This is a genomic window from Pseudomonas coronafaciens pv. oryzae str. 1_6 (genome assembly GCF_000156995.2).
In the GTDB taxonomy this organism is placed as follows: domain Bacteria; phylum Pseudomonadota; class Gammaproteobacteria; order Pseudomonadales; family Pseudomonadaceae; genus Aquipseudomonas; species Aquipseudomonas tremae.
The window spans coordinates 3082596-3103963 of record NZ_CP046035.1; the positions used below are offsets into that span (position 1 = coordinate 3082596).

The 21368-nt window shown below is 58.1% G+C and carries 18 protein-coding genes and 1 pseudogene; 10 read left to right on the plus strand and 9 right to left on the minus strand.

Annotated features, from left to right (window positions below; genetic code table 11):
- Window positions 1-28: 28 nt before the first annotated feature.
- On the minus strand, window positions 29-1054 hold the full coding sequence (gene pstS / locus POR16_RS13890; protein WP_005893959.1) for a phosphate ABC transporter substrate-binding protein PstS: 1026 nt from the start codon (window positions 1052-1054) through the stop codon (window positions 29-31).
- A gap of 520 nt (window positions 1055-1574) precedes the next feature.
- On the opposite strand from pstS, the gene POR16_RS13895 reads away from it, so the two are divergent.
- The gene (locus POR16_RS13895) at window positions 1575-1859 is read left to right on the plus strand and encodes a hypothetical protein (RefSeq protein ID WP_005893957.1); all 285 of its coding nucleotides are present in this window, start codon (window positions 1575-1577) and stop codon (window positions 1857-1859) included.
- Window positions 1860-1983: 124 nt separating this feature from the next.
- Window positions 1984-2286 (plus strand): hypothetical protein, encoded by a 303-nt coding sequence (locus tag POR16_RS13900; RefSeq protein WP_005893956.1) that lies wholly within the window; start codon window positions 1984-1986, stop codon window positions 2284-2286.
- On the opposite strand, the gene POR16_RS13905 is transcribed toward POR16_RS13900, so the two are convergent.
- Entirely contained in the window at window positions 2262-3947 is a 1686-nt protein-coding gene (locus tag POR16_RS13905; protein WP_005893954.1) for a VRR-NUC domain-containing protein, read from the minus strand. The genes POR16_RS13900 and POR16_RS13905 overlap by 25 nt on opposite strands.
- 168 nt (window positions 3948-4115) lie before the next feature.
- Here POR16_RS13905 and POR16_RS13910 point away from each other — a divergent pair, with 168 nt between their 5' ends.
- On the plus strand, window positions 4116-4613 hold the full coding sequence (locus POR16_RS13910) for a nucleoside 2-deoxyribosyltransferase (protein ID WP_005893953.1): 498 nt from the start codon (window positions 4116-4118) through the stop codon (window positions 4611-4613).
- A gap of 95 nt (window positions 4614-4708) precedes the next feature.
- On the opposite strand, the gene POR16_RS13915 is transcribed toward POR16_RS13910, so the two are convergent.
- The gene (locus POR16_RS13915; protein WP_005893952.1) at window positions 4709-5611 is read right to left on the minus strand and encodes a LysR family transcriptional regulator; all 903 of its coding nucleotides are present in this window, start codon (window positions 5609-5611) and stop codon (window positions 4709-4711) included.
- Between the two features lie 105 nt (window positions 5612-5716).
- Between POR16_RS13915 and POR16_RS13920 the strand changes: the two genes are divergently transcribed.
- Window positions 5717-6805, plus strand: coding sequence for an AbrB family transcriptional regulator (locus POR16_RS13920; protein WP_005893951.1), 1089 nt, complete (start codon window positions 5717-5719; stop codon window positions 6803-6805).
- Window positions 6806-6826: 21 nt separating this feature from the next.
- Here the strand turns inward: POR16_RS13920 and POR16_RS13925 are convergent, their stop codons facing one another.
- The 5 genes and pseudogenes from POR16_RS13925 to POR16_RS13940 form a co-directional block, all read right to left on the minus strand.
- Window positions 6827-8071: a D-mannose isomerase gene (locus tag POR16_RS13925; RefSeq protein WP_122381173.1), complete on the minus strand. Its 1245-nt coding sequence runs from the start codon at window positions 8069-8071 to the stop codon at window positions 6827-6829.
- 126 nt (window positions 8072-8197) lie between these two features.
- Window positions 8198-9064 (minus strand): methyl-accepting chemotaxis protein, encoded by an 867-nt coding sequence (locus POR16_RS27080; protein ID WP_371906424.1) that lies wholly within the window; start codon window positions 9062-9064, stop codon window positions 8198-8200.
- Window positions 9053-9823 (minus strand): annotated as a pseudogene (locus POR16_RS27085) (HAMP domain-containing protein); the annotation flags it as partial. The pseudogene POR16_RS27085 and the gene POR16_RS27080, both read right to left, overlap by 12 nt.
- Window positions 9824-9991: 168 nt before the next feature.
- Entirely contained in the window at window positions 9992-11131 is a 1140-nt protein-coding gene (locus POR16_RS13935) for a glycerate kinase (RefSeq protein WP_005893947.1), read from the minus strand.
- A 110-nt stretch (window positions 11132-11241) separates the two neighbouring features.
- On the minus strand, window positions 11242-12333 hold the full coding sequence (locus POR16_RS13940; protein WP_122381174.1) for a sugar diacid recognition domain-containing protein: 1092 nt from the start codon (window positions 12331-12333) through the stop codon (window positions 11242-11244).
- 246 nt (window positions 12334-12579) lie between these two features.
- Here POR16_RS13940 and POR16_RS13945 point away from each other — a divergent pair, with 246 nt between their 5' ends.
- Window positions 12580-13671 (plus strand): alpha/beta hydrolase, encoded by a 1092-nt coding sequence (locus tag POR16_RS13945; protein ID WP_042932715.1) that lies wholly within the window; start codon window positions 12580-12582, stop codon window positions 13669-13671.
- Window positions 13672-13679: 8 nt separating this feature from the next.
- On the opposite strand, the gene POR16_RS13950 is transcribed toward POR16_RS13945, so the two are convergent.
- A complete protein-coding gene (locus POR16_RS13950; protein WP_005893942.1) occupies window positions 13680-14393 on the minus strand; it encodes a FadR/GntR family transcriptional regulator in 714 nt (237 codons plus the stop codon).
- A gap of 468 nt (window positions 14394-14861) precedes the next feature.
- Here POR16_RS13950 and POR16_RS13955 point away from each other — a divergent pair, with 468 nt between their 5' ends.
- The 5 genes from POR16_RS13955 to POR16_RS13975 all read left to right on the plus strand — a co-directional run bounded on the left by POR16_RS13955 (window position 14862) and on the right by POR16_RS13975 (window position 21291).
- On the plus strand, window positions 14862-16187 hold the full coding sequence (locus POR16_RS13955; RefSeq protein ID WP_005893940.1) for an MFS transporter: 1326 nt from the start codon (window positions 14862-14864) through the stop codon (window positions 16185-16187).
- Between the two features lie 57 nt (window positions 16188-16244).
- Window positions 16245-17597, plus strand: a complete 1353-nt coding sequence (gene gudD / locus POR16_RS13960; RefSeq protein WP_005893939.1) for a glucarate dehydratase — start codon at window positions 16245-16247, stop codon at window positions 17595-17597.
- Window positions 17598-17740: 143 nt separating this feature from the next.
- On the plus strand, window positions 17741-18394 hold the full coding sequence (locus POR16_RS13965) for a DUF1345 domain-containing protein (protein ID WP_005893938.1): 654 nt from the start codon (window positions 17741-17743) through the stop codon (window positions 18392-18394).
- A 35-nt stretch (window positions 18395-18429) separates the two neighbouring features.
- Window positions 18430-19386 carry a D-2-hydroxyacid dehydrogenase family protein gene (locus POR16_RS13970; protein WP_122381175.1) on the plus strand — a complete coding sequence of 319 codons (957 nt, stop codon included), beginning with the start codon at window positions 18430-18432 and terminating at the stop codon, window positions 19384-19386.
- Window positions 19387-20043: 657 nt separating this feature from the next.
- Window positions 20044-21291, plus strand: a complete 1248-nt coding sequence (locus tag POR16_RS13975) for a cellulase family glycosylhydrolase (RefSeq protein ID WP_042932691.1) — start codon at window positions 20044-20046, stop codon at window positions 21289-21291.
- The last annotated feature ends 77 nt before the right edge of the window (window positions 21292-21368 follow it).

Consider the following 21368-nt stretch of genomic DNA (forward strand, 5'->3'; position numbering starts at 1 on the left):
ATGACAGGGGTGGTACGGGTTGAATCACTTACTTGGTGAATTCCGTTTTCCAGTAGCTCTCTACGCGCTCGACCAGCGATTTCGGCAAAGCAACATACTCAAGTTTTTCGGCCTGTTTCTGGCCGTTTTCCAAGGACCATTTGAAGAAGTCGAAAGTCGCAGCGCTTTTCTCTTCGTTCTTGGCTTTCTTGTACATGATGATCCAGGTAGTCGCCGTGATCGGCCACGCAGTGTCACCCGGCGCGTTGGTCATGATCAGGTTGAAGTCCTTGGCATCTTCCCACTTGGCCGAATCGGCAGCGGCGGCAAAAGCCTTGGCGTCTGGCTTGATGAACTTGCCGGCGGCGTTCTTCAACTGGGTGTAGGACAGTTTGTTGGTGACGGCGTAGGAGTACTCAACGTAGCCGATCGAACCCTTGATCTGCTTCACGTAGGCGGAAACACCTTCGTTACCCTTGCCACCCACACCGGCCGGCCACTGAACGGTCGAACCGAACTTCAGCTTCTCGTTCCACTCCGGGCTGACTTTGCTCAGGTAGTTGGTGAAGTTGTAAGTGGTGCCCGAGCCGTCCGAACGGTGAACGACGGTGATCACCGTTTTCGGCAGTTTCACGCCAGGGTTCAGCGCAACGATCGCCGGGTCGTTCCAGGTCTTGATTTCGCCCATGAAGATCTTGGCCATTACAGCGCCATCCAGCTTCAGCTGACCACTTTCAACGCCTTCAACGTTGACGATCGGCACGATACCGCCGATCACGCTCGGGAACTGGCCCAGACCGCCTGCTTGCAGGTCCTCAGCGGACATCGGAGCGTCGGAAGCGCCGAAATCGACAGTCGCTGCTTTGATTTGAGCAATACCACCACCCGAACCGATCGACTGATAGTTGATGCGGTTTTTGGAGTCGTTGCTTTTACTGTAGTCCTGGGACCACGCGGAAATAACCGGGAAAACGAAGCTCGAACCAGCGCCTGTTACGTCAGTCGCGTGGGCCACACCGCTGAGGCACAGCGAAGCGATCAGAAGCGACAAGCGTTTTTTAGTCAGCAGTATCACGGTAATACCTCAGTCCGGGAGATTGTGTGGTGGCCCAGTTAAGGAGGCCCGAGGCGGATTTAAAACCTGAAATGTTGCTGTTTAATGACAATCAAACGAATCATGTCGAAGCGGAAACTTTTTTGTCGCGAATTTCTGCAGATCAACGAGCCTTTGATTTGTGTTTCGCCCAGTGTTTTCAGGCATATTGCGCCTTCCTGGATGAAATATCGTTCTGCCACTATCAGCATAATGGCTTAACGCTATCCGCGTTATAAAAGTGTAAGAAAGTGTGCATTTTAAGATCGGTAATAAATGACCGGACGGTCACGTTATAGCTAAAGCGACTTAAAAATGCGGTACAGGCGCCTATTATTGCCCTGCGAAAGCGCACAAAAGGCAGCCATATCAAAGCCGCCTTGTTGCTGCTGTATGCAACCTGCTAAAAGTGGTAGCCACATACCGTTCGTCGGGATAGAGGGCACCTATGGCCACTGGCCAATGACCAACGTGAGTACTTTAAAACAACGGAGCAAACATCATGATCAAGACCAAACTGACTGCCCTTACACTGGCTGGCCTGATGGCTGTAGCTTCAGGTGCAGTATTCGCTGAATCGACGACCGGCAACGAGACGCCGATCAACAAGAATGCGACCAAACTGCCGGGCACCAACACCCAGCCAATGGACCGTACTTCGTCCGAAACCCCAGGCGCGCAGAATGAAAGCAAGGAAGCGGCTGCAGAGCGTTCGATGAAGCACGACAAAGGCGCTCACGGCACCCACGACAAGAGCAAAGTTACCGAGAAAACCAAAACCAATTGATCCGACAGCGCACGCGGACAGGGCCTGGCCTTGTTCGCTGGCAGGCCAGCCCTGCGCGCTTCAGCTCCGCTTACCGGGCTGAAGCGCGGTGACAGCAGCACCGACACTCACAGAGGTTTTCATCATGATTGATAAACGACTGGTGGCACTGAGTCTCGCAACCCTGTTGGCGTGTGCCAGTGGCGGCGTCATGGCGGGCTCTACCGGCCCTACCTACCCCGACAGCGGCATGAAACCGGTGCCTGGCACTGGTATTGACAAGAATGTCGACGGAACCAGCACCGGCGCACCGGGTACCAGCCCCGGCACCAAAGGCATGGACCCTGAACCTGCTAAAAAAGACGGCATGAAAGGCCAGCCACACGACTCTAAAAAAGCCTCGGACATGAACCCTGACAGCGATCATGACGACGTCAGAAAGCCCTGACTGACTGGCTGCTCGGCACTATCGAGCGACCATCGCACATAACACACGTCCACCGGCATGCCATGCTCGGCGCAGAAGTCCAGCCAGCGAAGCTGGTTGTCCTGCAAGCGATCGCCCGGCCCCTTGACCTCAATCATCCGATAACGACGTTGGTCCGGAAAGAACTGGATCAGGTCCGGCATACCGGTCCGGTTTGCCTTGATGTCCTGCAACAAGCGACGAAACCAGTGAAGCAAATGCTCTGCGGGCAGACAATGCAGGGCCTGCTCAAGAAGCTCGGGCGTCAATGCTCCCCAGAAAACGAACGGCGATTGCAAACCGGTTTTGCTCTGAAAGTGCTCGCGTATGGTTGCCAGGTATTCATCTGAGTCCAGTTGTTTCAGGCAGGCGTCAAACAGGTCTGCCCTGCGCTGATAGAAGTCAGGGCTGTACAGGTCGCTGGGCGCACTGTGAAAAGGATGAAAGAACGCACCCGGCAAGGGGGCGAAAATTGCTCGCCAGCACAGCAGCCCGAACAACGAATTGATCAACGCATTCTCTACGTAATGCACCTCGCCACCCTGCTCTTCAAGGTGCAGGCGTATCAGCCGTTCGACACTTACACCCGGCATTGGGGTGATTTCCACGTCCAGCCGCGAAACGCTGCGGGTCTTGCGTTTTGCACCGGCAGCCAGACCGAGCTTGCGCTGCAACCGCGGCATGACACGCGACAGATGCTGGACCTCGGCTTCGCTTTCAGGCTCTAGTTGTGCCTGCTCTGCCAGCCTCAGTGCCTCAACGTACTCTGCGCTGCGTTCCAGCACGCGAATCCGCCTTGAACGCGCCCCCGCATAGCTTGAGTGCGCGTACACCGACATTGCCAGGCACCAGTCCTGCGCGCGTTCTGCCTGTTGCCCGATACGGAACAGCAATTTGGCATGACGCATGCGCAGCCAGGGATTACCGCACTGAATGGCAATGACGCGTTCTGCAAGTTCCTGCAGGTCGGTGCAGGTGTCCAGCGCTTCCCGGCAGTCATGCAGTTGCAGGCACACGTCGATGTCTGCGCGCGCCTGGATCGCCCGCGACGCGGTCGAAAATTCGACTTTTTCGTACCTGTAGATGCCCAGATCGGCCAGAACGAATTCGGACCACTCCTGATACAGATTGCCGAAATACAACAAGCGCAGGCGATCACAGAGCGGCATGATCTTCAGAGCAAAAACCGCATCGGTCAGCGATGGGTGCCACTGTTCGAGCGGTTGCGGCGATTCATACAGCGGTTGCAAGCGCGTCATCCATTCGTGCTTGCGCTCAGGGCCTTTGACCGCGTGGCTTTTGAAACACTGATTCAGCTCCTCTCTGCGCAACAACTGGAACAGTTCGCTCAAACCCAGTGGCGGGCTGAGATCGACCCAGTCGCGCGCCAACAATGGCAGCACGGCGTCACGAGGGTCACCAATCTCGGCATAACTCAGCTTGCTGGCCCGAAACAACACCCCCTTGCGCATGACCATACGCACCAGCAACCCCTGCGCAGGCACAGGCAAGTCAGCGAACTCGCTGATGAATCGCCGCTCGGACGTGTCGAGCAGATCATCGTAACGTTGCGCGATCCAGCCGAGGACGTGCCGGAAGTTTTCGAGATAGTAAAAAGGATTCTCGAGAGGCGAGGTATTCAAGGCGAGTGTTCACACCGCAGGTAATCAGGGTCACAAGGATACTGGTTATCCGTACAGATTCCAGCGCAAACGGCTGTCGATTGTCTGCGGGCCGATCAGCGGCATGTAGCCCGCACGGCCTGTGGGCCTTAGTATTGCCGGGATTTTATCGGCAGCAGAGAGTCGGATATGCAAGCACCACTGGTTTATCTCGCAGGTTTTGACGTATTCAGACCGGACGCAGTCGAGCACGGCCGCTATCTCAAGGCGTTGTGTACAGCGCATGGGCTTGAGGGTTTGTACCCCTTCGACAATGAGGCTACGCCCGGTCGCGAACCCCATGAAACGGCGCAGCAGATCTATGCGATGAACGTCGCGATGATCCACCGCTGTACAGCCGTACTTGCCAACCTGAATGTGTTTCGCGGTCTGGAGCCGGATTCGGGAACAGCTTTTGAAATCGGCATGGCAGTGGCGCTGAACAAGCCGGTATGGGCGTACTTTGACCCGGTAGCTTCTTTACGTGAGCTGGTACCTCACGATGAAAACGGTCAGGACCAGCGCGGCTTCACGGTTGAAGACTTTGGATTGCCACGCAACCTGATGCTCGCCTGTAGCTGGACAGGCACCAGCTCGACCGTGGAACTCGGTGCCGAGGCGCTGGCGAAGTACCTGAGTGAGCGATGAGCCTTGCTTGCAAGGAAGCCTGCAAATCATGAACAGCAAGGCGCGCAAGGGGGCTCTCTGACAGGCAACGGCGGTCTGACGCTAACCAGGCATGCTCACCCCCAAACCAGAAAGTCCCCGCCGTTGTCACGCAGCATCTGCAGCATCCCTTCTGCAGCAGGCGACAGGTAGCCGCCCTTGCGCAGGGTCACGCCGATGGTGCGCTTCAATGTGGTCTGTTCAAGCGGCACCTCGCGCAGATGTTGCATGGTCTTGCCGAATTCAAGTGACTCTCGGGCGATGAAGCTCAACAGGTTGCCCTGTGCAATCAGGCCCGGCAGAAGAGAAATGGAATTGGCTTCTATCTGCACCATCGGCAGCGGCAAGCCGTGCGCAGCAAAGGTCGCGTCCAGCCATTTACGCGATGAAACACTTACCGGCGGCAACACCCAGCGGTATCCACACAGATCACTCATCTTCAATGGACCCTTGAAGATCGGGTGATGCTTGGCAGCAATCACCACAGCTTCATCCCTGAAGATGGCAAAGCTGCTGACGTCTTCGCTGTCGGGCGCCAATGCACAAATGATCATGTCCAACTGACCGGAACGCAGCGACTCGCGCAACAGGTCATCCTGGCCGATCACCAGTTTGAACGTAACGTCCGGCGTGCGCTGCAACAGCGCCGACGTCAGTTTCGGCATCAGGTATTCCGCCATCGTCGCAGCACAGCCGACGCGAATATTGCCCACCATGCCGCTGGCAAAGTCCCGTACCTCACGCTGGGTCTGAGCCACGCTCTGTTGCAGCTCCTTGCCGCGAGCCTGCAGCAGCTCGCCCACAGGGGTCAGCTTGATCCGTCGGCCGTCTCGTTGAAACAGCTTCGTCCCGAACGATTCTTCAAGGCGCTGGATGCTTTTGGTCAGTGCCGGCTGGCTGCGATTGAGCTTTTCCGCTGCACGGCCGAGGTGCCCCAGCTCCGCAATGGTTTCGAAATAATTGAGATCCCGCAGGTCCATATTCATCAACCAAAGTTATCAATTCATGATTATTAGAAAATAGACTTGATTGGTTGTGATGTCGATACTGATGCCTGTAATCCACACCACTCAAGGAGATCGTCCTTGTCACAGGCGGCACGTTTTTCGATACCCACCCTTCCCCCGCTGGTCCAATGGGCGGGCCTGATCCTGCTGGCTGGGGCTGCCGGGCAGTTGCTCAAGCTGTTTGAGATGCCTGCTGCAATGTTCCTTGGCCCGATGCTGGTAGCCATTGGTTTCGGCGTGTCGGGCGCCACGATTCGTTTGCCCAAGAAAGTGTTTCAGCTGGGTCAAGGCACGGTTGGCGTGCTGATCGCCCATGCGATGTCAGCCAGCGTACTGCTGACGGCACTGAAGTCATGGCCAGTCATGTTGCTGGCGACGATTCTCACCGTCATGCTCAGTGCCGCAGTCGGCCTGGTACTGGTGCGTTTTGCAGGTATCCCCAGCAACACTGCGGCCTGGGGTACTTCACCAGGTGCCGCTTCGGCGATGGTCGCCATGTCCGAGGACTACGGTGCCGATTCACGCGTTGTGGCGACGATGCAATACGTGCGAGTGGTCTGCGTGGTGACCATCGGCGCGCTGGTCAGCCATTTCATCGGCGTCCCGGTTTCCGGCGCACAGGCGCACGTCAGCGACGCTGTCATACAGAGCCTGAGCCTTGTGGATCTGGGGTTGAGCCTGGCGGTTATCGTGGCGGGCGTAGTGCTGGGCTCTAGGTTGCCGGCGGGCGCCTTGCTGGTACCGTTGATGCTGGGCGGTGCGCTGCAACTGAGCGGCGTGATGCAAATCACCATTCCGGACTGGCTGCTGCCTATAGGTTATGGCGCTATTGGCTGCTACGTCGGCTTGCGCTTTGATCGCCCTACCGTGCAATACGTCTGGAGAAGACTGCCGATGATGGTGCTGGCCTCGCTGCTGCTGATTGTGCTTTGCGCGCTGTCAGCCTGGCTGATCGCGGTAATGATGGACAAGGACTACCTCTCGGTTTACCTGGCTACCAGCCCAGGCGGGCTGGACACAATGGCGATCATCGCAATCGACACTCACGCAGACGTCGGTTTTGTGCTGGCCATGCAGACCCTGCGCCTGTTCGGCGTGATTCTGACGGGCAGCTTTCTAGCCCGACAGATCATTCGCCTGACAGACAAACGCATCCCTGCGCTCTGACACCTTTGCTTCTGCACCCGGTCAGGCTGGGGACGCCAGTGCGCTAGCCAGGCTGGGGGCAAGCGGCAGTACCGGCAATAACGTGGCCTGATACGCATGGTACAGGTCGGGCTTGCCTGGCCAGATATCCTCGCTCGGCTCGTTGCGCTCGTTCAGTTCGTGTCGCCAGCTGCCGTGTTCATGGTCGATGAACAGGGTTTCGTTGAACTCCCAGAAGCAGCGATACCACTCTTCGTATTGTTGCTCGCCGGTGCGTTGCAACAATGCAGCGGCTGCGGCGGCCGCCTCACAGTGAACCCAGTGCAGGCGATGGCGAACCACGGGCGTGTTCTGCCAGTCGAGGGTATAGACAATGCCAGGCGCACCGTCCACGTCCCAGCCGTAGCGACAGGCATTGGCGAACAGGCTCCGCGCATCGTCGAGTAACCATTCAGGATTGCCACGCCCTGCACGGCGCCGCGCTGCTTCCAGGTGCAACAGCAAACGCGCCCACTCGAAAGCGTGACCGGGCGTGGTGCCGAAAGGCCGAAAGCCATCAGCAGGGTTTTCACGGTTGTAATCGGCGAGCGGCTCCCAGCTTTGGGAAAAGTGCTCGATGACCTGAAAGTCATTGGCGCCGGCATGCTGATGGATCACCCGCTCGACAATGCTCAGCGCCCGGTCGAGCCATTGCGCGTCGCCGGTCACGTCTGCCAGGGCAAGAAAGGCTTCGGTGCTGTGCATGTTGCTATTGGCACCGCGATAGGGCTCTTCGTCGCTCCAGTCCTGCGCGAATGACTCGCGCATTGCACCTTCCTGCTCGCTCCAGAAGCGGGTCTGGATCACGTTGATCGCGTCGGACAGCAGTGCCTGCGCGCCAGGGCGACGCGCGACGACTGCCGAGCTGGCAGCCAGTGCCACAAAGGCATGCAGATAAGCCTGTTTACCGGTTGTCCCGCCGTCTTCGAGCGTGGCGTTGAACCAGCCGTCGTGCTCGGCATCGCGCAACGGCCCCTGCAGGGCAGCAATACCGTGATCGACCAGCGCGGCGCAGCCGGGAATGCCTTGTGCGTGAGCCATTGCAAAACAATGGGTCATGCGCGCGGTGTTCATGGTTTCAGCGGTGGCACCCACCATCAGGCGGCCGTAGTCATCCAGACTGCCGAAGCCGTTTTCCAGCCTGGCGGCCTTGGCGAAAGCCAGCAGGCGGTTACCCTCCAGTGCCAGCCATTGATGATGGGCTGGAGAGCGCAGCCAACTGCTGAAGGTATGATTGTTATTGTCCATGACGCGATGCCACCCCCTTCGATAAGGTATGTGTCCAGACTGTACCGATGGTCATTTTGACCGTGGGCATAATGCGCGCACGGTCGAGCGGCGGCAAGCGGACACAACCTGTATCAAGGTAGGGTTTTACACTTTGAAGCGTGAGACCACCTGATTCAGATCTGCCGCCAGACGCGACAATTCGTGGCTCGATGCGCTGATCTGGTTGGCACCCTGAGTCGACTGCATCGACAGATCACGAATGTTGACGATGTTACGATCGACTTCACGCGACACCTGCGCCTGCTCTTCCGCAGCACTGGCAATGACCAGATTTCGCTCGGATATCTGGTTGATCGACGAAGTGATTTCACTCAACGACTCACCTGCCCCCTTGGCCAGTGCCAGGGTTGAGTCGGCGCGGTCACGGCTGGTATTCATCGAATCAAGCGCCTGCGCAGAACCGCTGCGCATGGCGCCGACCATGGAATCGATCTCCAGCGTCGACTGTTGAGTACGGTGTGCCAGCGCCCGCACTTCATCCGCCACCACCGCAAAGCCACGACCCGACTCGCCGGCACGCGCTGCCTCGATAGCCGCATTGAGCGCCAACAGGTTGGTTTGTTCGGCGATAGACCGAATGACGTCCAGCACTTTGCCGATATCCTGCGACTGGTTGGCCAGGTTCTGCACCAGGGTTGAGGTGGCCTGCACGTTGTCAGTCAGCGTCTGGATAGACTGCACGGTCTCGATCACCCGCGCCTGGCCCGCACGTGCCGAGGTGCTGGATTGACTGGACGCATCGGAAGTGGACACGGCGTTACGAGCGACTTCTTCTACCGCCGAAGTCATTTCGTTGATCGCCGTGGCGGCCTGATCGATTTCCGCATTCTGCTGATTCAATCCGCGATAGCTGTCTTCAGTGACAGAGTTGAGTTCAGTGGCTGCCGACGCCAATTGGGTCGCCGAGCTGCCGATGTGTCGCATGGCTTCGCGCAGGTTGACCTGCATCATCGCCAGCGCACGCAACAGACGGGTGACTTCGTCTTCACCATCGACTTCGATGGTGTGGGTAAGGTCACCGTTGGCAACCTGCTCGGCAGCCGTCACTGCACGCTGCAGCGGACGAACGATGCTGCGCGTCAGCCACAGGGCCAGACCGATGGTGCAGAGTGCGGCGAGGACAACAAAAGCGATGACGATGTCGCGCGACTTGGTGTACTGGGCTTCGGCCGACTTGCCTTCCGCATCGACTTTGGTGACATAAAAATCGGCGAGGTCATTGAGCTGCTTGCCTGAGCCGTCGACGATCTGTTTCATATCGACCAGCAGCAGCTTGTTCAGGCCGGCACTGTCGCCCTGCCCTGCGAGAACAAAGGAGCGATCCAGCGCACTGCGGTATTGGCCCATTGTCACCATGAACTGATCGGTCAGGGTTTTCTCTTCAGGTGTGTCGACAAAGGTCTTGAGGACGTCCAGCTTCTTGCCCAGATCACCCAGGCGCACATCCATCTGCCCACGATAGGTCGGGATGCTCGCAGGATCGGTATCCAGTGCCATACGCAGAGAGATGGTACGAATCCGCAGCATGATTTCCCGGATATCACCGACCACCCGCATACTGGGCAGCCAGTTGGTCTCCACTGCCACCTCGCTCTGTCGAATGGTCGACATCTGCGCCAGCGCGAACCAGCCAAGCAACGCGACCAGCAGCGATATCAGGGTAAACCCCAGGCCGGCGCGACGAGCGATAGTGAGTTTGCGTAAGTTCATGACCAGTGCTCTTTTGTATTTAGAGGGGGGTGTCGGGCGAGGAGTTGTCAGACAACCGCCAGCGTATCGTCGCTGCTCGACAATTCTTTAGAGCGTTCAGTGAACTTAAGGCTTTTTAGTCATCCTGTGCGGTCGCCATGCGTGGGGCCCCTGATCAGAGGGCTGTCATCAATGTCTTGCGGCCAGTTGCCAAAGCCGGGCAATGTCCCGCGCGCGATCATGCAGCAGGCGGCGAGTATCCTGACAGGCCTGCTCTAGGCTCATCGGCCCACTGACCAAGGCAAAGGCAACGCCGATGCCATGCGCATAGAGCTGCTCGTAGCCCTCGCCCAGCGTTCCCGCCAGGACAATCACCGGCACTTGCTGGCGCTGCGCGACTCGCGCCACGCCAAGAGGCGTCTTGCCACGCAGGGTCTGTGCGTCGAAACGGCCTTCACCGGTGATGATCAGATCAGCGCCCTCCAACAGCTGTTCAAGCCCGGTCAGGTCGGCAACCACTTCGACCCCTGCTCGAAACGAGGCATTCAGGTAAGCCTTGGCTGCAAAGCCCATCCCCCCTGCCGCACCGCTGCCCGGGCTGTTGCGCTGGTCCCGGCCAAGGATTTTCGCCGAGTGGTCGGCGAAGCAACCGAGCGCGGCGTCCAGTGCCATGACGTGTTCGGGCGAAGCGCCTTTTTGCGGACCGAAGATATGCGAGGCGCCGTTCGGCCCGCACAGGGGATTATCGACGTCGGCGGCAATCTCGATGCGCACGGCTGACAAGCGTGGATCAAAACCGCCGAGGTCGATACGGGACAGGTCGGCAAGCGCAAGCCCGCCTGGCTGCAGCGGCTGATCATCGGCATCGAGAAAGCGCGCGCCCAGAGCACTGAGCATGCCGCTGCCAGCGTCATTGGTCGCGCTGCCGCCAATGGCCAGAATGACCCGCTGCGCACCCGCGTCCAGTGCTGCAAGAATCAACTGCCCGGTGCCTTCTGTGCTGGTCACGCAGGCATTACGCTGGTCAAGCCTCAGTAATTGCAAACCACTGGCCATGGCCATTTCGATGATTGCGGTCTTGCTGTCGGCCAGCCAGCCCCATTGGGCTTCGACCAGTTCACCCAGTGGTCCGCTGACGCTGGCACTCATCAGTGTGCCGTTACAGGCAGCTAGCAGCGCTTCGATGGTGCCCTCCCCGCCATCGGCCATCGGGCACTTGATCAGTTCGGCATCCGGCCAGGTTTCGGCCAGACCGCTGGCGATTGCGTCGGCAACTGCCTGGGCGCTGAGGCTGTCCTTGAACGAGTCGGGGGCAATCACTATTTTCATTGTTGTTCTCCATATCCAGTGCCCGCATGCTCTCATCCGGCGCCCGCTTTGCCGCCAGCGCTTCGCACAATGATACTCAGCGCTTCTCGGGCATTTGACCAAAGCCCTGCTTATTGGTGACGGGTAATCATTTGCGCACCCACGTAAAGGCGCAGCAAGTCACCGGTCTTGTACGGATCGCAATCGGTCAGTTCGGCAATTTTCTCCAGCCGGTAACGCAGGCTGTTGCGATGAATGCCCAGCGCCTGTGCGCAGGTCTGGCTCTCGCCGCTGTGTTCGAACCACATGCACAAGGTATCAAGCAATTGCGGGTGTTTTTGCAAACGCACCACCGGCTCGGCTATCTCCGCAGCCAGCCAATCGTGACGATAGCGCCAGAACAGCACCGGCAAACGGAACGCGTCAAGATGCAGGATGCGTTGCTCCGGTCTGGCCTGAGCGGCGTAATCCAGCAGATCCCGAGCTGCTACGCAGGCATGCCGTAATGCCGGCAAGTCAGAGGATGGCGCGGCGGTTGCGATGCGTGATACCGGCCAGCCGCGATCATTAATCTGTTTGAGCAGCAGCCCGTCGTCCCGCTCCTTGGGCACCGGTCGACACCAGTACAGAAAACCGGGCTCGCGCAGTACGCACCAGCTGTCGGTGCAGCGCGAACCCAGCCAGCTTGCGATCTGGCTGGCAAATGCACCCTGTGGGTCGAACTGGATCAATGCCACCTGGCGCGGCAAATGCGGTTGCAGCCCCAGCTGGCGCGCTTCGTCCACCAGGCTCTCGGGGCAATAGGGCAACAGCAAGCGAGCCAGCAGGTCCTCGCTGCGTTGTGCGCGCCACTCACGGCCAGCCTGCTGACGACGATGCTCCATGAGCATCTCGGCGGTCATCTTCACCAGCTCGCCATACACGCGAACCTCATCCGGTTCGCCGGTGATGCCCAGTACGCCGACCAGTTGATGGTCCAGCATCAAAGGCAGATTGACTCCTGGCCTGACGCCACCCAGTTGCAAGGCAGCACGGGAGTCGATTTCTACAACCTGACTGCTGGCAAGGACCTTTTGCGCCCCTTCATGACGAGTGCACAGCCTATGCGGGTCACCACTGCCGATGATGATGCCCAGGTAGTCCATGACGTTGACGTTGTAAGGCAGAATGGCCATCGCCCGGGCGACGATGTCCTGCGCCAGCGCTCGATCAAGCGCAAACATGAAAGGCTCCCGACGCTGGGCAAGGCTTGCAATGGTTCGGCATGTGGATGCATTTTATTGAAGTTATGGAGCATCCGAGTGTGCCTGAAAGTGACACAGCGCGCGATGTACCTGACGGCGTGCCCGCGTTGAACTGCAATGCATGATTGATCGTTTGGACTGTCCCCCAGCATGAGGCCCCTAGATTTGATCAGATCCCGACTCGCCGGTTTGCTGTCACTGCTGACCCTGCAAGCCTGCACCTCAATGGCTGACAACGACGTACCGGACACACGTTTCGACGATTACCGGCAACGGACCGTCGAACTGATCCGCAATCAGCGCACTTTCCAGACCGATGATCACCGCGCGGAGCTTGACTGGAATGCACCACGCGAATGGACTCCAAACGGGACGATCAAGGCCGGTGTGCTGCTGGTACACGGGCTGGGCGATTCGCCGTGGTCGTTCCACGATGTCGCCCGAAAACTCGCGGATCAGGGCTTTCTGGTGCGCACCGTGCTGCTGCCAGGGCACGGCACCAAACCCGAGGACATGCTCAATGTGAGCCTTGAGCAATGGCAACAAGTAGTGCGCGAGCAGGCGCAACTGCTCGGCCAGGAAGTCCCCAAAGTCTACCTGGGCGGTTTTTCCACCGGCGCCAATCTGGTTCTGGACTACGCCTATGATCACGACGAAATTGCCGGTCTGGTGCTCTTCTCACCGGCATTTCGCTCCAACAATGGCTACGCCTGGCTGACACCATGGATCGGCTGGGTCAGGCCCTGGCTGGCAAAACCCGATGGCGGCCTGCGCCCCATGCAGACCCCGGTGCGCTACATGAATGTGCCCACCAACGGTTTTGCCCAGTTCTATCGCAGCAGTGCGCTCGCACAGAATCGCCTGCATCGACAGCGCTACGAAAAGCCCGTGTTCATCGCGATCGCCGAACACGATTCGGTGCTGGACACCGATTATGTGCTGGACAACTTCCTTCAGCGTTTCAGCCACCCGGCCAGCCGCCTGATCTGGTACGGCGACCTGCCTGAGGGCACCACAAAGACACCTCGCGTTGAGGTGCGCACGGATTACATGCCGGACTATCGCATCAGCCGTTTTTCGCACATGGGAATGCTTTTTTCGCCGGACAACCCGCTCTATGGCGTGGCGGGCAGTCAGCGTATCTGCTGGAACGGCCAGAGCGCGCCGGACACCGCGAAATGCATGGCGGGCGAACCCGTGTGGTATTCGGACTGGGGCTACACCGAGCCGGGCAAAATCCACGCACGTCTGACGTTCAACCCGTATTTCGAGTGGCAGAGCGACGTGATGCTCGGCGTACTCGATGCCAAACCTTAGCGCCGGCCCTACTCCATCGGCACCAGTCGCTCGCGACTGTTGCTCAGGTGTGTCCACATCGCGGCCCTGGCTGCGTCAGGATCCTTGCGGCGAATGGCGCTGAGCAGCGCTTCGTGCTCCAGGTTGGCCAGATACCCCTGATGCGCCAGGTTGTTGCCGGCCCTCTCGCTCGAGGCGATGCGGCTGCGCGGAATAACCGCACTGCCCAGATGCTGCATGATCTCCATGAAGTACGGGTTGCCGGTCGCTTCGGCGATCAGCATGTGAAAGCGCTTGTCGGCTTCGACACAGCTGTCCTCCTTCGCCAGCAGGCTCTGGTAATCGTCCAGCGCCTGACGCATGGCCGCCAGTTGCTCATCGGTACGACGCACAGCGGCCAAGGCAACGGCCTGGGTTTCCAGCCCGATGCGCAGTTCGATGATGTCGCGCACCCTGGAAACGGTTTCGACCTTGAGGCGCAGACCGGTCTGATCGCCCCGCTCCAGCACAAAGGTGCCAATGCCATGATGAGTGATCACCAGACCGGAAGCCTGCAACCTGGAAATCGCTTCGCGGACCACGGTACGGCTGACACCATGCTCCCGAACAATCTGGTTTTCGGACGGCAACTTCTGACCCGGCGCGATCTTGCCCAGCAAAATACGCTGACTCAACTCGGTGACCAGATCCGTGGCGAGGCTGTGCTGACGGCGCTTGGGCGCGGCACTGAGAGGTTCCTGCATGGCGAGTAATCCTGACTTGTCTGATTGTGCTGCCACATCAGGCCTGGAACAGTGCCATAGCGACAGCAAATGCGCGGAGAGCCCGGTTTCAAAGCCCTACCGGTTGTCCGACTTGTATTACAAGCTGATTAGACGTGTCAAAGCGTATTGTTTCAGCGTTGATTGTAACTTGTGCCGTCAAGCATCGGAAAAATCATCCATAGCAGCAAGAGAAAAGTCTTATAGAAAATATCTATCTAATTGTTTTAAATAAGATTAACTCCATTAATCGAGCCTCTGACCAGTCTCAAATTGACAAGAATTTTCGCCCATCGCTTGCTCATCAGACATGTGAATCAACCACATCGAGGGGATTGCGAAACCGGTTTTTACTTGTATGATGACCGATAATGCACGGGACACACCCTGCACATACCCGCATAAAAACAACGAGTGGGAGATTCATCTGTGAGCACATCCAGTTCCAGGATGGCCGACGGCACAGATTCGGTGCTGAATTCAGCCGTATCGAAAGTCAAACGTCATGTCCTGCCGCTATTCGTCATCATGTTTATCGTCAATTACATCGACCGGGTGAACATCGGCTTCGTGCGCTCGCACATGGAGCACGATCTGGGGATCGGTGCTGCTGCCTACGGGCTGGGTGCAGGGCTGTTCTTCATCGGTTACGCGCTGTTCGAAGTCCCCTCCAATATCTTGCTGCAAAAAGTAGGCGCACGTATCTGGCTGACGCGGATCATGCTCACCTGGGGCATCGTTGCCGCCTGCATGGCCTTTATCCAGAACGAAACGCACTTTTATATCCTGCGCTTTCTGCTGGGCGTGGCCGAAGCCGGCTTCTTTCCGGGGGTGATCTACTACTTCACCCGCTGGCTGCCCGGCGTCGAGCGTGGCAAGGCAATTGCCATCTTCCTCAGCGGCTCGGCCATCGCCTCTCTGATCTCCGGCCCGCTGTCCGGCCTGCTGCTGCAAATCACCGGCCTGGGCCTGAAAGGCTGGCAGTGGATGTATTTCATCGAAGGCATGTTCTCGGTCGGGCTGTGCTTCTTCGTCTGGTTCTGGCTGGACTCCAAACCGCACGATGCCAAATGGCTGACCCGTGAAGAACAGGATGCGCTGGTCAATGCCATCGACGCCGAGCAGGCTGCCCGTGAAGCGGCGACGCCGGTGAAGGCGTCTATCGGCCAGCTCCTCAAGGACAGTCAGATCATCCTGTTCTGCCTGATCTATTTCTTCATTCAGTTGACCATTTATGCAGCAACCTTCTGGCTGCCGAGCATCATCAGGAAAATGGGCAACATGACCGATTTTGAAGTGGGCATGTTCAACTCGATTCCGTGGCTGCTGTCGATCATCGGTATGTACGTCTTCGCAACCCTTTCGGCCAAATGGAAACGCCAGCAGGCGTGGGTCGCGATTGCCCTGCTGATCGCTGCCGCCGGAATGTTCATGTCTACCACCGGTAGCCCGATCTTTGCTTTCGTTGCCATCTGTTTCGCCGCCCTCGGTTTCAAATCGGCCTCCTCACTGTTCTGGCCTATTCCTCAGGCGTATCTGGATGCCCGAATCGCTGCTGCGGTCATCGCGCTGATCAACTCGGTCGGCAACCTCGGCGGGTTCGTGGCACCCACCACATTTGGCCTGCTGGAAGAGCACACCGGCTCGATTCAGGGCGGCCTGTATGGCCTGACCGCGACATCGATCATTGCCGCGATCATTGTTTTTGCCGCGCGCAACACGCCCAAACCGGGCGCAACGCCGGTCGCCGCGATCCAGACCCCGGCAGCTCACTGAACGACCGCCCGTTTTTAAAGGCCGCATTCAAAGGCCGTACTTTTTACAGGACCCGCCATGAACATTCAGCACTCCAATATCACCGGCAAGGCGCCCGTCATTACCGAAATGCAGATCGTGCCGGTGGCCGGGCATGACGATATGCTGCTCAATCTCAGCGGCGCACACGGCCCCTATTTCACCCGCAATATCGTCATCCTCAAGGACAACGCCGGGCACGTCGGCGTCGGCGAAGTGCCTGGCGGCGAGCTTATCCGCCAGACCCTGGAGGACGCCCGCTCACTGGTGGTCGGCAGCAGCATCGGCACTTACCAGAAGATTCTCAACGAGGCACGCAAGGCCTTCGCCGACCGCGATTCTGGCGGTCGCGGCCTGCAAACCTTCGACCTGCGCATCGCCATTCATGCGGTTACCGCACTCGAAGCCGCGCTGCTCGACTTGCTGGGTCAATACCTGGAAGTCCCTGTGGCGGCGTTGCTGGGCGAAGGACAGCAGCGTGACCAGGTCGAGATGCTTGGCTACCTGTTTTACGTCGGCGACCAGCGCAAGACCGATCTGGCCTACCGCAGCGAACCCGACGCTGCCAACGACTGGTTCCGCATTCGCCATGAAGAAGCGCTCACCCCCGAGGCAGTAGTGCGTCTGGCCGAGGCAGCGCACCAGCGTTACGGCTTCCAGGACTTCAAACTCAAGGGCGGCGTATTAGGCGGCGACCAGGAGATCGAAGCAGTCACCGCTTTGGCCGAGCGTTTTCCCGAAGCGCGCATCACCCTCGACCCCAATGGTGCTTGGTCACTCAAGGAAGCCATCCGCCTGTGCCGTGATCAACATCACGTGCTGGCGTATGCCGAAGACCCATGCGGTGCGGAAAACGGCTTTTCCGGTCGCGAAGTCATGGCCGAGTTCCGCCGCGCCACTGGCCTTAAGACAGCAACCAACATGATCGCCACCGACTGGCGTGAAATGGGCCATGCCATTCAGTTGCAATCGGTGGACATTCCACTGGCCGACCCGCACTTCTGGACCATGCAGGGCTCGGTCCGGGTGGCTCAGATGTGCAACGAATGGGGCCTGACCTGGGGTTCGCATTCCAACAATCATTTCGATATTTCGCTGGCAATGTTCACCCATGTCGCCGCCGCAGCGCCAGGCAACATCACGGCAATCGATACTCACTGGATCTGGCAGGACGGCCAGCGCCTGACCAAGGCCCCGCTGCAGATCGTCGGCGGCAAGGTCGATGTACCGAAGACGCCGGGGCTTGGTGTCGAACTGGACATGGACCAGTTGGCCAAGGCGCACGAGCTCTATAAAGGCATGGGCCTGGGCGCACGCAACGACGCCGTGGCCATGCAGTTTCTGATCGCCGACTGGAAATTCAACAACAAACAGCCTTGCCTGGTGCGTTGAAACAAACCTGTATTCAAAGCTGACTCGCCACGATGCTGGCAAACGGCGCGCAACCCCCTTGCGCGCCGTTTTTTTTCAAATCGGATTTGGCCCGTCGAATGGCCGTGCTACTGTCTCGCAACATCCAGTAACGACTAAACCGCATGCGCCATCTCGCCCGCACCCGCCCTCGCTTGACTCTCGCAGCTCTGGTTGGACTGACCGCTGGCATCGCCTGGGCTTGGCTTATACCCCAGGCAACACTCACGCAGAGTTTATTGACCGGCTGGGACACAGGCGTCTGGCTGTACCTGATCCTGATTTTCGTCCGCACCCTGCGCAGCAATGCTCAGGATGTCCGCCAGGTCGCCCTGATGGAAGACGAAAACGCTGGCGTCATCCTCGTCACGGTGTGCGTCGCGGCGCTGGCCAGCCTGGCTGCAATCATCGTCGAGATTGCGAGCAGCAAGGGGCTTTCCAGCGATGCCCGCATGCTTCATCACGCCTTTACCGGCCTGACCGTCATCGGTTCCTGGCTGATGATCGGCGTAATCTTCAGCCTGCATTACGCGCGCGTGTTCTACACCTGGAAAGGCAAGGAGCCGGCGCTGGCATTTGTCGGCGGTGAGCAGCACCCTGATTACTGGGACTTCCTGTATTTCTCGTTCACCATCAGCGTCGCGGTTCAGACCTCGGATGTCGGCGTGGCGACGCGTGAAATGCGCAAGGTCGTGCTGGGCCAATCGCTGATCTGCTTCGTCTTCAACACAGCTATTCTGGGCTTCTCGATCAACATTGCCGCCAGCCTGTTCAACTAACCCTTTCAGCAAACGTCACCATGAGGACTGCAGACATGACCCCATTGAACATCGCCGTGCTTGATGACTGGCAGAACGTCGCGAGCGACGTGGTGGACTGGTCGGCACTCGACTCAGTGGGCGACGTGAGTTTTTTGCACGACTACCCTGCCGACACGCCGACCATGGTGCAGCGCCTGCAGGCGTTCGACATCATTTGTGTGATGCGCGAGCGAACCCTGTTCGACGAAGCGCTGCTCAGCCAGCTGCCCCAACTCAAGTTGCTGGTCACTGGCGGCATGCGTAACGCTGCCATTGATACGGCAGCCGCCAAACGACAGGGCATTGTCGTGTGCGGCACTGAAAGCTATAAAAATGCGGCTCCGGAACTGACCTGGGCACTGATCATGGGCATCACCCGCAATCTGGTCAGCGAAGCCAATTCGCTGCGCGCTGGCAACTGGCAGGTCGGCCTGGGCAGTGACCTGCATGGCAAAACGCTTGGCATCCTCGGGTTGGGCAGTATCGGCAAGTGGATCGCGCGTTATGGGCAGGCATTCGGCATGAACGTCATTGCCTGGAGCCAGAACCTGACCGCAGAAACCGCAGCCGAATCGGGCGTCACTTATGTCAGCAAACAGCAATTGTTCGAGCAGGCCGACGTGCTGTCGGTGCACCTGGTGCTCAGCGACCGCAGCCGTGGGCTGGTGGATGCAGAAGCACTGGGCTGGATGAAGCCAGGCGCCTACCTGATCAACTCGTCACGCGGCCCGATAATCGATCAGGCCGCACTGATCGAGACGCTGCAACAGCACAGGATCGCAGGCGCGGCGCTGGACGTCTTCGACATCGAACCGCTGCCCGCCGACCATGCGTTCCGCACGCTGGATAACGTGCTGGCAACCCCGCATATCGGTTATGTCACCGAGAACAACTACCGGACGTTCTATGGGCAGATGATCGAGGACATTCTGGCCTGGCATGCGGGGTCGCCGATTCGGGTGTTTGAGTGACGTGCACTGCGTCTTCCTGACCTGCCGTGATCAGTGCGTGAACCTGTTTGGCGTGACGAGCGGAGTATTTAAAAGTCTTAGCCGCGCCCTAAAAGGCGAACACAGGCATTGATTTATTTAACGCTCTTTTCACGCCTTCTTATTATTAACGACATTCAATAACTCAGGGCGCTCGGCACTTATATATTTTACTGTTGAGTACTGGATATAGATAATTGACACCTTGAGCATCGCCGCCGAATTTACCCCTTTACAGAGACGCTCGATGAACATCAACAGCCCTATGACCTTTCGATGGGTGCGACAGAAAAACCTGCTGTAATAAACAAGGCCGCACGTCTCATGAACGTTACCAACAGGGAGCTACAGTCACTGGGGAGGTGGCTTGACCGCAGCCACTCATAATTTTTGTTGCCCTGAGCGCTCTGTTTATGCGTCACTCGCTGCCGACAGATTAAGGCTCAACATACATTTTTGCCCCAAAAAGCATATTAAGAAAAAAACAGGAAAAGCTGAACGTTAATAAAAGCGTCATCACAACTACCCCAACCAGCTATATGAACACTGTCATTTAATAAGTTATTGCTTCCCTGACGACTCACTCTCCTGTTTCGCCGAGCGCAGCCACTTTTCGTACAGAGCCTACAGAGACATTCGATGAATATCCGCACCGCCAGGTCATATGACCCTCTTACGGCCGCCAACGAAAGGCCTGCAAAGACAGACGGGACCACTCGGACCGTGGACGCTGTCGCGACTGAAGCTAATCCGGATAAGCAGGCAAAACTCGACACCTACACGGCCTCCGACAGGCGCACCGCAGCGACACCGGAGACGTCCCCCGTTTACACAAGAATGATGCTCAGTCGAAATACTCGGTCACTGGAGAGCGAAGCTTCCTCATCAGACACGGCTTTGATTGCCAGTCAAAAAGCGCGTGTCAGCCACGACGATCCAAAGGCTTCTCGCGACGAAGTGGCCGCGGTTAAAGACAGCACGGTCCTTTCAGCAGAAAAAAAAGCCAAGGAAACTGAAAAAGCCGCCTCTTCAGAGCCAGCCAAAACTGTCGCCCCGCCAGCGCGCGGGGGGGCCAACGTCAATCCTGATGACATCGCCACACCTGCGGCTGCCACAAAGATGATTCAGGAGCTGAAAGCGATTGGAGGCGGGACGTTACGCATCCAGATGACCCATGTTCAGATTCAGGATTCCCAGCAGATGGATAAGCTCAGGGCACTGCTTAATGAAGGGGGCAAACAGGGTGTAAAAGTTCAGTTCACTTTTCGTGACAATGCGAACCAGGGCAGCGGCAACGTGCTGACGGGAGACAAGTTGAAGCAGGCTGCGGCCGACATCAGCAGTGTGGTCAAAAAGTTCGGCAGTCGCCCCGGTTTCGTGCTGGATACGTTTAACCAGGGCGGTCAGAGTGCCAGTCAGGAATGGGCCGACATGCAGACCACGTTGATTAGATCCGCGCGCAATGCCAGCTTTAAAGGAAGCATTGTTGTCGAGGACAGTAACTGGGGGGGTGGCCTGACCGCTGGCCCGCAGAGTGGTCTGGTCAAGTTTGCCGAACAACTGAAAGCCGCCAATGGTGAAGGCAACCCCGCCCTCATTGGCGGTTTTCATGTGTATGCCAGGGAAAACGAAGCATCTTCCCGGCTCGCAAAACAGATCAAGGCGTTACAAGAGGCCGGCTATAAATTCCAGATCGGAGAAGTGGGCAATGCCAGCTTGCTGTTAGGCAACACCTTCCAGCAAAAGGACGCTGCCACTAAAGCCTTGACGGATAACATGACCGCGCTCAAAGCAGCGGGGGCGGATATTTTACCCGGCAAGGAGCAGTTCCAGTATGGCAAACTTCGCCACCGTGTCGGGTTTTCAAAGTCAGACCAGTACTCATGATTCAATGCCCGTGCGACCGGGGTTTTATATCAGCGACACGCGCCGCTCAACCCGCCCCTGAAAAGGGTCAGGCTTTC